The organism is Paraburkholderia sp. JHI2823 (assembly GCF_038900695.1).
In the GTDB taxonomy this organism is placed as follows: Bacteria; Pseudomonadota; Gammaproteobacteria; order Burkholderiales; family Burkholderiaceae; genus Paraburkholderia; species Paraburkholderia mimosarum.
The window spans coordinates 13448-25915 of sequence record NZ_JAYMRY010000030.1 but is presented as its reverse complement, the minus strand read 5'-3'; the positions used below and the strand labels follow the sequence as shown (position 1 = coordinate 25915).

Annotated in this window: 13 protein-coding genes; 7 read left to right on the top strand and 6 right to left on the bottom strand. The window is 65.0% G+C overall.

Annotated elements, in window-relative coordinates; genetic code table 11:
• Positions 1-131 precede the first annotated feature (131 nt).
• Together VSR34_RS26605 and VSR34_RS26600 are read left to right on the top strand one after the other, a co-directional pair.
• Positions 132-890 (top strand): Sir2 family NAD-dependent protein deacetylase, encoded by a 759-nt coding sequence (locus VSR34_RS26605; RefSeq protein ID WP_244145476.1) that lies wholly within the window; start codon positions 132-134, stop codon positions 888-890.
• Between the two features lie 115 nt (positions 891-1005).
• Positions 1006-1509: a CinA family protein gene (locus VSR34_RS26600; RefSeq protein WP_342964019.1), complete on the top strand. Its 504-nt coding sequence runs from the start codon at positions 1006-1008 to the stop codon at positions 1507-1509.
• 451 nt (positions 1510-1960) lie between these two features.
• Here VSR34_RS26600 and VSR34_RS26595 read toward each other — a convergent pair whose 3' ends face one another.
• A complete protein-coding gene (locus tag VSR34_RS26595; RefSeq protein ID WP_036019053.1) occupies positions 1961-2926 on the bottom strand; it encodes a DMT family transporter in 966 nt (321 codons plus the stop codon).
• 437 nt (positions 2927-3363) lie between these two features.
• On the opposite strand from VSR34_RS26595, the gene VSR34_RS26590 reads away from it, so the two are divergent.
• Complete coding sequence (locus VSR34_RS26590) at positions 3364-3585, top strand: hypothetical protein (RefSeq protein WP_028212092.1); 222 nt, start codon at positions 3364-3366, stop codon at positions 3583-3585.
• Positions 3586-3727: 142 nt separating this feature from the next.
• Here the strand turns inward: VSR34_RS26590 and VSR34_RS26585 are convergent, their stop codons facing one another.
• Positions 3728-4003, bottom strand: a complete 276-nt coding sequence (locus tag VSR34_RS26585) for a hypothetical protein (protein ID WP_028212093.1) — start codon at positions 4001-4003, stop codon at positions 3728-3730.
• A 102-nt stretch (positions 4004-4105) separates the two neighbouring features.
• Entirely contained in the window at positions 4106-4930 is an 825-nt protein-coding gene (locus tag VSR34_RS26580; protein WP_042292307.1) for a Mut7-C RNAse domain-containing protein, read from the bottom strand.
• Positions 4931-5072: 142 nt separating this feature from the next.
• On the opposite strand from VSR34_RS26580, the gene VSR34_RS26575 reads away from it, so the two are divergent.
• Together VSR34_RS26575 and VSR34_RS26570 are read left to right on the top strand one after the other, a co-directional pair.
• Positions 5073-5951, top strand: coding sequence for an NAD(P)-dependent oxidoreductase (locus VSR34_RS26575; protein ID WP_028232742.1), 879 nt, complete (start codon positions 5073-5075; stop codon positions 5949-5951).
• 300 nt (positions 5952-6251) lie between these two features.
• Positions 6252-6617: a response regulator gene (locus VSR34_RS26570; RefSeq protein WP_028212095.1), complete on the top strand. Its 366-nt coding sequence runs from the start codon at positions 6252-6254 to the stop codon at positions 6615-6617.
• 236 nt (positions 6618-6853) lie between these two features.
• Here the strand turns inward: VSR34_RS26570 and argC are convergent, their stop codons facing one another.
• Together argC and VSR34_RS26560 are read right to left on the bottom strand one after the other, a co-directional pair.
• Positions 6854-7801, bottom strand: a complete 948-nt coding sequence (argC, locus tag VSR34_RS26565; protein WP_342964018.1) for an N-acetyl-gamma-glutamyl-phosphate reductase — start codon at positions 7799-7801, stop codon at positions 6854-6856.
• A gap of 341 nt (positions 7802-8142) precedes the next feature.
• On the bottom strand, positions 8143-8733 hold the full coding sequence (locus VSR34_RS26560) for a YbhB/YbcL family Raf kinase inhibitor-like protein (protein ID WP_042292304.1): 591 nt from the start codon (positions 8731-8733) through the stop codon (positions 8143-8145).
• A 266-nt stretch (positions 8734-8999) separates the two neighbouring features.
• On the opposite strand from VSR34_RS26560, the gene VSR34_RS26555 reads away from it, so the two are divergent.
• On the top strand, positions 9000-9698 hold the full coding sequence (locus tag VSR34_RS26555) for a response regulator transcription factor (RefSeq protein WP_028232739.1): 699 nt from the start codon (positions 9000-9002) through the stop codon (positions 9696-9698).
• Between the two features lie 108 nt (positions 9699-9806).
• Here the strand turns inward: VSR34_RS26555 and VSR34_RS26550 are convergent, their stop codons facing one another.
• The gene (locus VSR34_RS26550; protein ID WP_028212100.1) at positions 9807-10493 is read right to left on the bottom strand and encodes an orotate phosphoribosyltransferase; all 687 of its coding nucleotides are present in this window, start codon (positions 10491-10493) and stop codon (positions 9807-9809) included.
• Between the two features lie 418 nt (positions 10494-10911).
• Here VSR34_RS26550 and VSR34_RS26545 point away from each other — a divergent pair, with 418 nt between their 5' ends.
• Positions 10912-12168, top strand: a complete 1257-nt coding sequence (locus VSR34_RS26545; RefSeq protein ID WP_028212101.1) for an MFS transporter — start codon at positions 10912-10914, stop codon at positions 12166-12168.
• Positions 12169-12468: the final 300 nt, after the last annotated feature.

Sequence of the window (12468 nt, the reverse complement as noted above, 5' to 3'; positions counted from 1 at the left end):
ATCTCGCGCGCAGCGCCGCCTCCAGGCGCCGCTGCGCGCTCGCTAGGGCGACGGGGTACGTCTCCATCGCCAACCGCTGCCGAAACGCCCTCGGCCAGTCATAATGTCGCGGTTCGACCAAGGAGACAAAAGTGGTGCAATCCCGGCAACCTGGCCAGTCAGGCCGACTGCCCCGCCTGTTCGTGTTTTCCGGTGCGGGCCTGTCTGCGGAGAGCGGTATTTCGACGTTCCGCACCGGCGACGGCATCTGGTCCCAAGCCAGCATCGACGAGGTATGCAATTACCTCACGTGGCGCCGCAACCGGCACGCGGTGTTCCGCTTCTACAACCAGCGCATCGCCGAATGCGTCGACACGCGCCCGAACGCCGCCCATGAGCGACTCGCGAAGTGGCAGAACGCCTGGGGCACCGAGCGCGTGCATCTCGTCACGCAGAACATCGACGACCTGCTCGAGCAGGCCGGTGCGCGTCAGGTCACGCATCTGCACGGCGACATGATTTCGCTTCTGTGCACCGATTGCGACTATCGCTTTCCGGTCTCCGGCAAGGGACTCGATCCGCAGGCCGCCTGTCCCGCGTGCGGGCAGGTGGAGAGCGTGAAGCCCGGCGTCGTGTTCTTCAACGAGGCGGCGCCCGAATACGAGACGCTGTGGCGCATTCAGCGCGACATGACGCCGGGCGATCTCTTCATCGCCATCGGCACGGCGTTCGAGGTCATTCCGCCTGAGCGGCTGCTGCCACCCGAGCGCTATGGGCGCCACGAACGCAATTTCCTCGTCGACCCGGCGCCGCGGCGCACGGAATGCTTCGGCGTCGTGGCGGCCGAGCCCGCGACCATCGGCTTGCGCAATCTCGAGCCCATCATCGAGCGGATGATGGCGGGCGGCTAACGCGCGGTGTCACCGCATGGCGCATCGAGCAAGGGCGTGTCTCCTCGGGAGCCACGCCCTTTTTCGTTGTCTCCGCGTGCGACACTCGCATTTTCGCTTTTCATTCGTTGTCGCCATGAACATCTCGAAGCAGATCGTCGGCTATCTGAAATCGCGCTCGCTCGTGCTCGCGAGTGTCGAGACCTGCACCGCCGGTGCGATCGGCGTGATGCTGGCGGAGCAGCGCGGAGCGTCGGGGTGTCTCGATGGCGGCTGCGTCGCGCATTCGCAAGCGGCGCTCGCGGCACTGCCCGGTGTGAATGCGCAGACGGTCGAACGCTGCGGGCTCGTGAGCGAAGCGATTGCGCGCGAAGCCGCCGAAGGTGCGCTTGCGCGAAGCGCGGGACGCGCGAGCGTTGCGTTGGCGAGCATAGGCCTCTTCGCGCACGAAGACGACGAGCGCAGTTCAGCGGTGACGCATTGCTTCGCGTGGGCGTTCATCGAAGAGGGTCGCGTGCATAGCGCTGGCGAAACGGTCTGCTTTTCCGGGAGACGCAACGAGATTCGCAGGTCGGTCGCGCGCCGCGCATTGCTCGGGTTGCCGCGGTTCGTCGATAGCGTGCTCGCGCGAGAACATTGAAGCCGCGATGTCTCTGCGCGACTGCGCAGCACGCACGCGCAGCGAGCGTCGCGCGTTTTCTCCATATTCATTTGAGTATTTATATTTATAAGTAGTAGCAGTTAACAAGTCCTGGCGTTAACTGTGGACAACAGGGAAATTGCCAATCCGTTCATATCGATGCCGATCGAATAGCCATGCGGACAAACGCTGTACGCGTTGCGCGCTTGCGGGATAACTTTTCGGGTTGCTCGGTCCGACGTGGGGTTATCAAGAAATGCTCCACAGGGCGTTCGCCAGGTCGTCCCCAGGTTATCCAGAGGTGGGCGTGGATAACCCGGGCGGCGCAGCACGATTGCGCGTCGTTATCCACGTGAAAAGTCTGCGCGAAAAAAAGGCGTCGCGCGAAGGCGACGCCATTCATCGAAACCCGGCGGCGAACTGGGCGTGCGCGACGTGCCGTATGCCGTCTTTACGCCGTCTCCGTGGGCTGCGTGGCGGCGCGCTGACGAGCGCGCACGCGCGCCTGCCATGCCGGCAGCAACTGGCAGGCCAGCAGGCCCGCGAGCATGAGCGCGCAGCCGGCGAGTGCGCGCGGCGTAAGCGTTTCGCCGAGTGCGGCCCAGCCCGCGAGCGCGGCGAATACGCCTTCCATGCTGAATATCACAGCGGCGTGCGCGGGCGCGGCGTCGCGTTGGGCGACGACTTGCAGCGTATAGCCGACGCCCACCGAAAGCGCGCCGCCATAAAGGATGGTCGGCGCGGCGCGCACGATATCGGCCGCGCGCAGTGGTTCGCAGGCGAGCCCGATCACGAGACACACCACACCGCAGGCGACGAACTGCACGATCGAGAGCGCGAGCGGATCGTGGCGCGGCGCGTAGTGGCCCACGAGCATGACCTGGATCGAGATCACGAGCGCACAGCCAAGCTGGTACCAGTCGCCGTACATCACCGAAAAGTGCTCGTTGATGCTGAGAAAGTAGAGGCCGACCGCTGCGAGCGCGGCGCCGAGCCAGGTGCCGAGTCCCGTGCGATGGCGCAGCAGCACGCCAAGCATCGGCACGATCACGACATAGAGCGAGCTGATGAAACCGGCGTTGGCGATCTTCGTGTAGCCGAGGCCGATTTGCTGGAGCGAGATGGCGGCGGCCAGGACGACGCCGAGCACCGCGCCGGAGCGCAGCAGCGCGCCGGTGAACAGCGCCCGGGGCGCCGGGCTGAGTCCGCCTGTCACGGCGCGCGGGCCGGCGCGGCGGCGCACGAACAAGAAGGCCGAGACCACACCGGCGCCCAGCAGAAAACGCAGGCCGGTGAACAGGAAGGGGCCGATGCTATCGAGACTGAGTCGCTGGGCGACGAATGCCGAGCCCCAGATCAGGGCGGCGGCCAGCATCAGCAGATTGGCGCGCACGTGGCGGCGGGTGGTGGATGGCAAGTGGAGATCTCTATTCGCGTGTAACGGTGCAACAGCGGGGGGTGCGACGGCGCTTTCGGCGGCCAGCGCGCCGATCGCGTGCGGCGCACTGTTGCGCATGGGACGTTAGGGGTCGTTTCCTTGCTCGCGATCGTGTCTGCGATCGTGCCTGGATTCGCTGCGAATCGGACACGAACTGACCAGCGGCAAGGCAATTCAGCGCATTACGCGAAAGGACAACGAACCGCGGAGCGTAAATGCCAATCGTATCCGAATTGAAAGGAAATTGTCGCCCGGAAAATACACCGGTCCATTTACGGATGACAAACGTCCAACGCTGCGTGATACTGCTTCGCGCGAAACGCCCGCCCCGATCGGCAAGCGGACCGTGTCGCGGTTTCACGCTGCTCTAATTCACAACGTGCCGGTCATTATTTGTCAGGTTTGGGGAACAACAGATGAAAAAGACTCTCGCCTCGCTCATCGCAGCATCGGTCGCACTGATTTCGGTTCAGGCATTTGCACAAGACGCTTCGGCTCCCGCCGCAACCGCGCCGGCAGCCAGCGCACCGGCGAAGGCCAAGAAGCACCACAAGGAGCTCAAGCAACACGGCAAGCGCGCCGCTGTGTCGGAAAGCGCATCGGCCGCCGGCACCGCCGACAAGGGTCAGGCGAACTAAAACGCCTGCGCGGCCAGGTTCGCGCGGTTTCGACGCCGCGCGCAACCGTGGCCATGAAAAAGCCAGAGCATTGCTCTGGCTTTTTTTTTCGTTCGCCGTGGGCGTTGCAGCGCGAGAGGGCTCGACGGCGCCGCCCGGGCGCTCAACGTGCGAGTCCAGCCTCGAGCAGTTCGGCGACCAGGCCGTTGAGGCCGCCCGGATGGTCCGCGGCGCGCGACTTCAGCTTCTCGACGAGTTCGGCGTTGAGCTTGCACGCGAACGGCACGAGCCCTTGCGCCTGATCCAGCTTGCGTTGCTCGCGGCGGTCCAGCGCCGGTGCCGCCGAGCCCTTGCCGAAGCGCTCGGGCCCGGACTTGTGCGTCGCCTGCATCAGTTTCAGCGCCTTGTTCTTTTCAAGGTCGGTTTTCTTCATGGCCATATGTCGTGCTCCGGTGTTGGGCGGTGGCGCGCATTGTACGCAAACGCTCGCGCGCGTCCATTGCCGGCAGGTGCGGCGGTGCCGAACCAGCGACGCTCGCCTTCAGGCGCCGCCTGGATCCAGCCCTTCGCCGTCGTCGTGCCGCTTGCGGACTTCGCGCGCGTCGGGCGTCTCGAGCGGACCGCCGGTTCGGCGCGTGAGGCCATCCATTAGCGCGCGCATGCGCTGCCAGTGCGAGCCTTCCCAGAACACGCGCTCGCAGACGTCGCAGGTGACGAAGCGCGTTTGCCGCTCATAGACACCCTCCGGCACACGCTTGCGCACGGCCGCGCGCTCGATGGGCCGCAGCGGCGCGTTGCACATGAGACACAGACGGAACGGCCGGGCGCTCGCCGCAAGGTCGAGCCGCTCGAAGATCTCGTGGACCTGGGCGCGCGGCTTGAGCGCGCGCACGTAACAGCCGTGCGTAATGCTGCGCCGCTTGAGCAGCTCGCGGTCGCGCGTGAGCACGATGCGGTGCTCGGCGGCGGCGAGCGTCTCGATTTCGTCGTCGGGGTAGTGGTTGTCGTAGAGCGTGTCGAAGCCGGCCAGCCGCAGGAGCTGGGCGAGGCCGCCAAGATGCGCATCGGCGACGAAGCGCAACTCGCGCAGCGGCGCGTCGCGCACGCGCAGCAGGGGCCGGATGTCGAGCGCCTCGAACTTCGGGTAGACGGCCACGCGGTCGCCGTCGGCGAGCGGGTGCTCGAAACCTACCGATTCGCCATTCACGAGAATCAGCTCGACCTCCGTATGCGGCACGCCGAGCGCTTCGATCATGTGCTTCGCCGTGGCGTTGCGCGCGCAGGCGCAACTGAACGCACGCCGGCGCAGCGGCCGCGCCAGAAAGTCGTTCAGCTCCTCATAAAAGCGGAAGGTGGCGGTGACCATGCAAAGCAGTATCGCACCGCATGCCTCGCCGCGCGCGGCGGCGCGTTCATTTCCTCGGGGCGCGCATGCAACGTGGGCCGGCTTGTGTTCTAGTGGACGTTTTCCCGGTTGTTGTCACGGCTTTTCGTGGAAGGAGTGGGCGATGGACATTGGCTTTATCGGTCTCGGCGAGATGGGCGCCGCGATGGTCGGCAATCTGCTGAAGGCGGGCCATACGGTGCGCGTATGGAACCGCACGGCGGCGAAGGCGCAGGCTTCAGCGGCGGCGGGCGCGCGCATCGTCGGCTCGCCTCGTGAGGCCTTTGCCGGCGATGCCGTGGTTTCGATGCTCGCCGATGACGCCGCGCTGCGCGAGGTGATCGACGCGACGCTGCTCGACCATGCCCGTCAAGGGCTCGTGCACGTGAACATGGCGACCATTTCGGTGGCGCTGGCCGAATCGCTGGCGCAGGCGCATGCCTCGCGCGGCCTGCACTACGTCGCGGCGCCGGTGCTGGGAAGGCCGGATGCCGCGCAGGCGGCGAAGCTCACGATCATGGCCGCTGGGGCGGCCGAAGCAATAGCGCGCGTGCAACCGCTTTTCGACGCGATCGGCCAGAAGACATGGCACGTCGGCGCCCAGCCGCAGCAGGCAAACGTGATGAAGCTCGCCGCGAATTTCATGCTGGCTTCGGCCGTGGAGTCGCTCGGCGAGGCGGCGGCGCTGCTCGACGGCTACGGTGTGCCGATGCGCGACTTTCTCGACGTCGTGACGGGCGGACCGTTTCCGGGTCCGGTTTATGCGGGCTATGGCGCCATGATCGCCGAGCGGCGCTACGAGCCGGCGCTTTTCAAGGCGCGTCTCGGCCTCAAGGACGTGCGGCTCGCGCTGGCCGCCGCCGACCAGGCGGCAACGCCGATGCCTCTCGCGAGCGTGCTGCGCGACAGTTTGCTCGAAGCGGTGGCGCATGGCGACGGCGAGCGCGATTTCGCCGTGCTGGGCAACGTGGCGGCGCGTCGCGCGGGGCGCGGCATCGGATAGCGGCTGGCGGCAGCCGAGCGGGAGCTGGCTCGTCGTCGAATCGCCGCCTCGCGTCACGATGCAATGAGCCGCGGCGAACGTTGCCCGGTCATACGGCGTCAAAATCTTCAGACAACCGCTCGGTGACGCACAAATGCGTGCCGGGCGGCTAAGCACAATAGGGGCGCATCGCAACGGACGGCGGCCGGATTCCCGGCACCGTTCGCGAATGCAGGACGGGAAACCGGTCAGACGACAGGCCGCACGACAGACCCAACGGGAAATCTGGGCGCGCAGCCACAACAGGGTAGGAGACGGCGAATGGAGACCCGCATCCTGATCGCCGATAACGACGAGAAGTCACTGAACGGGCTCAGCACCTTGCTGACCGACCTTGGCTACGGGGTCTCCGCCGCGAAGACGCTCGACGACGCGATCCAGCTAGCGGCGCGCCGAGCCCCGGCCGTGGCCGTCATGGCGCTTTCGCTGGCGCAGGACGAGCCGGCCACGATCGTGCGCCGCCTTCGCGCGGTGAGCGGCGAACGCGTGCCATTGCTGATCGCGCTGGCCGGGTGGGGAGAATCGCGCCACCGCGACGAGGCGCTGGCGGCGGGCTTCGACGTCCATCTCGTGCGGCCCGTAGGGCTCGATCAGCTGATGTTCATTCTTTCTATGACGGGATCGTGACAAATGCGTTGTTGCGAAGCAACATTCAGGGTGTGCACTACTTTACATGTTGCATTGCATCACGCTAGTCGCTATACTGGTTCCTGTCTCCTCCATGTCTCCTCTGATATGGATTAAGCCCGCCGACATTGGCGGGCTTTTTTTTGCCTGTACGTCGGACGCGTACGCTTCGTACGGGCGAAAAAAAACCGGCTCAACGAGCCGGTTTTCTTGTTTGCGCTCCCGTTGCGGGCGCATCAGGCATGCAGGCCAGTATTCTCAGCCGCGCCGATCGCGACGTTCATGCACTGGATCGCCGCGCCCGAGGCGCCCTTGCCCAGATTGTCGAGGCGCGCGACGGTGACGAACTGCTCTTCATTGCCGAACACGAAGAGGTCGACGCGGTTCGTGTCGTTGTTCGCCTGCACGTCGAACATGCCGGCGTCGAGATTCTCCTCGGCGTTGAAAGGCGCGACGCGCACGAACGGCTCGCCGGCGTAGTACTCGGCGAAGAGCGCCTGCACGTCTTGCGGTCTGGCGCGACGCGTGAGCTGCTGCGGCGAAAAATAAGTGGTGACGGCGAGTCCCTTGTAGAACGGTCCGACGATCGGCGTGAACACCGGCGCCGACTTCAGGCCGCCGTGCACCGCCATTTCCGGCAGATGCTTGTGCGTGAGGCCGAGCGCGTAGGGACGCGGGCTCGCGAGCTTCGCGTTGCCGCCTGCTTCGTACTCCGCAATCATCTTCTTGCCGCCGCCGCTGTAGCCCGTGAGCGAGTAGCTATGCGCGGCGAATTCCGGCGCGACGAGGCCCGCCTCGACGAGCGGGCGCATGGCCAGAATGAACGCCGACGCGTGGCACCCCGGCACCGCGATGCGCTTCGAGGTACGCACCTTTTCCCGCTGCGCGCGGGTCAACTCGGGCAGGCCATAGGCCCAGTCCGCGTGCGTGCGGAACGCCGTGCTCGCGTCGATCAGCACGGTACGGTCGTTCTCGACGAGCGACGCGGATTCGCGCGAGGCAACGTCTGGCAGGCAGAGGAAGGTGACGTCCGAAGCGTTGATGAGACGGCGGCGTTCCTCGACGTCCTTGCGCTTCGCATCGTCGATACGCAGGATTTCGACGTCGGTGCGCGGTGACAGGTATTCAAAAATCTTCAGGCCAGTCGTGCCTTCCTGTCCGTCGACAAAAACTTTCGTGCTCATCTCGGTCTCTCTGAACGCGGGGATTGCGGGGTTGCAAGCGAAGTTGCAAGCGGAATTGCAGAGGCTATGCCGGGCGCTGCGCCACGCGTCAGCCAGGCGGCGCCGGAACGGTATTTTAAGACTTCATGCGGGCGCACGTGTGAACGCGTCGCCAAAAAAACGGGTCTGCCCGCGAGCCGAGGCGAGCCACGCGTGAAGGCACGTGTAGCGCCGCAGGATTTCTTCGGGGACCGAACGGCTCGCGATCTTGCGGGCGTCGGTTCGCCAGAGGCGCTCGGGCGCATGTTGGCCGCCCGACGCATACCTCGCGGTGAACCGCTCTCGACCCACGGCGCGCTCGATCAACGACCGTATGTCACCGTGAGCTTCGCGCTGCCAAGGGTCGACCCGCTGATTTCGCGATCGAACAACGCAGCGGGGCGCCCCTGGGCGAGGGGGAGCGTGTCGATGCGCAATGCATAAACGGTGATGACGTAGCGATGCGGATTGCCCGGAGGCGGGCAAGGTCCGCCGTAACCGTCGACGTTGAAATCGTTGCGCGCCTCGATTGCGCCGAGCTTGCGCAGCGCGCCCGACGCGCTGGCATTCTCGGGCAGGCTCGTCACATTCGCGGGAACATTGGCGACGGCCCAGTGCCACCAGCCGCGCCCTGGCGCGTCGCGATCGAAGACAGTAATGGCGAAGCTCCGCGTCCCCGCTGGAGCATTGCGCCACGTCAAGCTCGGTGATCGATTCGGGCCGTTGCATCCCGCGTCGTTAAATATCTGGCGTGGGCCGATTTTGCCGCCATCCGTCAGGTCGGCGCTGGAGAGTGCGAAGTTTTCGCCAGAATAAGCTAAAGCCGAAACGATCCCGAGACTCGCCACGGCAAGCCTCGCGATTATGCTTGCGCGGGGCGCGCAATTCAGCTCGAAGTCATATGGAGTGCGCATCAGCGAGTTCTCCTGGGTTTGTGAAATTCGGGCCACATTCTCCTGAAGGAAACGTTTCATTTGCCCTCTGGCCCAAATCTGTCCAATATAGCGGGCATAAGCGAGCGAGGTTTCTCCTGCACGTGAACAAAGTGCGCCGAAAGATTCGGCTATAGTCATGAAATCTCCCGTTCGGGCACGTGAGGCCGCCGGGCGCCACAAGAAGAAGCCAATATGAACTTGCCGCGCGCCGGAGAGAGAAACAGATTTGGCTACACGGAGGGGTAATGCAGCAACCAATCAGGGTCGTAGTCGCCGACGATCATCCGGTGATCTTGTTTGGTGCGGAACAGGCACTACTCAATTTCCCGGGAATTCAGGTTGTTGGCCGCGCACGCCAATCCACGGAGCTGGTCAAGGTGTTGCAGACGGTTCCCTGCGATGTGCTGGTGACCGACCTTGCCATGCCTGGCGGCCAGTATGGTGACGGCCTGCCGCTCATCGGCTACCTGCGACGCAACTTCCCCAATATCCCCATCGTCGTCCTTACGATGCTCGAGAACGCCGCGCTGCTCAAACGCCTCGGCGAGCTGGGCGTGATCGCGGTAGTGCACAAATCCGACGATCTGAGCCACATCGGCCTCGCGGTGCAGCATGTGAGTCGTAATCTCGAGTACATGAGCCCGCAGGTGAGGATCGCGCTCGATCAGTTTCGCGCTAACAGCGGCGGTAAATCGGAGGAAGTCACGCTCTCAAAACGCGAACTCGAAGTCGTACGACTTTTCGTTTCGGGAATGACGATTAAAGAAATATCCGAAAAACTCAGTCGCAGCATTAAGACTATTAGTACCCAAAAAAATACGGCGATGCGCAAGCTCGGACTCGATCGAGACCCGGAGTTGTTTCAGTATGCGCAGAGCAATGGGTTGCTCAACCTTTCTTCGCAGGCGTCAAAGGAGGGCGGCGAGGCAGAAACGGCGCATTGAATTCCTCATGTCGATTTCCGCACGTTAATTACGGCACGGGGCCGTAAAAAAGGCCATCTGCCCACGAAGCAGATGGCCTTTTGCTTTGCGCTAGCTGCGCGCGGGCGCTTACTGCGGTGCCGCTGTCGCGCCGCCGTGCGCCGCCGACCACTCTGCCGGCGCATGCAGGAATTTCTCGACCTCGTCGAGCGTCTTCGTCTCGAAGTAGCCCGACTGCTTGGCGACGCGCAGCACGTCCCACCAGGTGGCGAGCGCGTGCAGATCGACGTCGATGTCTTTCAGGACCGAAACGCTTTCCTTGAAGATGTTGTAGTGGAACAGCACGAAGCAGTGGTTCACCTGCGCGCCGGCCGTGCGCAACGCATTGATGAAGTTGATCTTGCTGCGGCTGTCCGTGGTCAGGTCTTCGACGAGCAGAACACGCTGGCCTTCGGTGAGGAGACCCTCGATCTGCGCGTTGCGGCCGAAGCCCTTCGGCTTCTTGCGCACGTACTGCATGGGCACCATCAGGCGGTCGGAGAGCCATGCCGCGAACGGAATGCCCGCGGTTTCGCCGCCGGCCACGGCGTCGATCTGCTCGTAGCCGACGTCGCGCAGGATCGTGGCTTCGGCCATTTCCATCAGGCCGCGGCGCACGCGCGGATACGAGATGAGCTTGCGGCAGTCGATGTAGACCGGGCTCGCCCAGCCGGAAGTGAAGATGAAGGGCTTTTCGGCGTTGAAGTGCACGGCCTTCACTTCGAGCAGCATCTTGGCGGTCGTGTCCGAGATCGTCTGGCGATCGTAGCCTGTCATGGGCGAATCCTTGGGTATGAGTGCGGGAGGAGGGTGGGCGCGGTGGCCCGGTGGCGCTGGCACGGCGGCGCCGAAGCCTCGCTTCGGCGCCTGCGATGCGCGGCCCGGGGGCGTCGATCGTCTGACCTTTCTCACGATCCTGGGTCTCGACGACTCGCCCGATCCGGACGGCTTCTCTTGCGCGCGTAGGCCGGTATTTTACCCGACTTGACGATCGCCGACGAGTCGCGCCGGCAACCGGCGACTGCTATCTGGGGCGCGAACGCCCGGGACGCTCCGGTTGGCGTTGTCGCCCGGGCATCAGGCGGACGCGAACGGTGCCGTCCGTTTGTTCCTCGGTTGTGACGGTCTGGCCGCGCCTTTACACTCACGCCGGTTCGCCTTCCCCCGCGAGCGCGTGCGCCACAGGATTGCCCACATGACTGCCGTTTCTCCGCCTGCCGCCTCTGTCACAACAGCCGCTGCCACGCGCGGCCACGCCCTGCGTGCACTCGTCGCTTCGGTGCTCGGCTACGCCATGGACGGCTTCGATCTGCTGATGCTCGGCTTCATGTTGCCCGCGATCAGCGCCGATCTGCATCTGAGCGGCGCGCAGGCTGGCGCGCTCGTCACGTGGACGCTCGTCGGCGCGGTCGCGGGCGGCATCGGGTTCGGTGTCCTGAGCGATCGCTACGGACGCGTGCGCGTGCTCACCTGGACCATCTTGCTCTTCGCGGTCTTCACGGGGATGTGCGCGCTCGCGCGCGGCTACGGCGATCTGCTCGTCTATCGCACCATTGCCGGCATCGGGCTCGGCGGCGAGTTCGGCATCGGCATGGCGCTCGTCGCCGAGGCGTGGCCGGCGCGGCTGCGCGCGCGGGCGTCGTCGTATGTCGGGCTTGGCTGGCAGCTGGGCGTGCTGGCCGCGGCGCTGCTCACGCCGTTGTTGCTGCCCGTGATCGGCTGGCGCGGCATGTTCGCAATCGGGCTTTTGCCGGCCGTCGTCTCGTTCGTGGTGCGCCGGCGCGTGGAGGAGCCAGCACTCTTTCTTGCGCATGCACAGCGCGTTGCCGTGGCCGGCAAGGCAGAACGCCCGCGCGCGCTGCGTCTGCTCGTGGCCGATGCGCGTACCGCGCGTGCGAGCCTCGGCGTGGCCGTGCTTTGCTCGGTGCAGAACTTCGGTTATTACGGGCTGATGATCTGGCTGCCCGCGTACCTGTCGAAGTCCTTTGGATATTCGCTCACGAAGTCGGGGCTCTGGACCGCCGCGACTGTCGCTGGCATGGCGCTCGGCATCTGGCTCTTCGGCGTCGCGGCCGACCGCTTCGGCCGCCGTCCAGCGTTCCTGTTCTACCAGGCGGGCGCCGTGATCATGGTGTTCGTCTACGCGCAGCTTTCCACGCCGTTCGCGCTGTTGATCGGCGGCGCGGCGATGGGCGTGTTCGTGAACGGCATGATCGGCGGGTATGGTGCGCTCATCTCGGAGCTGTATCCGACCGCCGCGCGCGCAACCGCGCAGAACGTGCTCTTCAACATCGGCCGCGCCGTGGGCGGCTTCGGGCCGCTCGCCGTAGGCGCGCTCGCGGCGCGCTACTCTTTCGCGGCGGCACTCGGCATGCTCGCCTCGATCTATGTACTCGACATCTTCGCCACGCTCTTCCTGATTCCCGAACGGCGCGGCGCGGCGCTCGAATGATCGCCGCTCATCCGTAAGACGACACGGTATCGCGCGCGCCGCTGCTTTCTCAGCCGCGCCCATGCCCGCTATGAGTGCCTGACCCAAGTGGACGTGTACGGCACGAGGTGTACACTAATCGGCCCCGCTGGAGCGCTCGCGCCGCGTAGTTCGCGCCGTGTCGTTCAGGTGATTCGTCTGCGTTTCGTCTGCTGCCGGGTTCGTTGGCTTGCCTGCGGATCCCACGCCTTCGAAATCTTGCGCGGCGAGACGTCCTGGTGGGCTTACGAAAATAAAACATTCTCTCTCTACGTCTCTCAT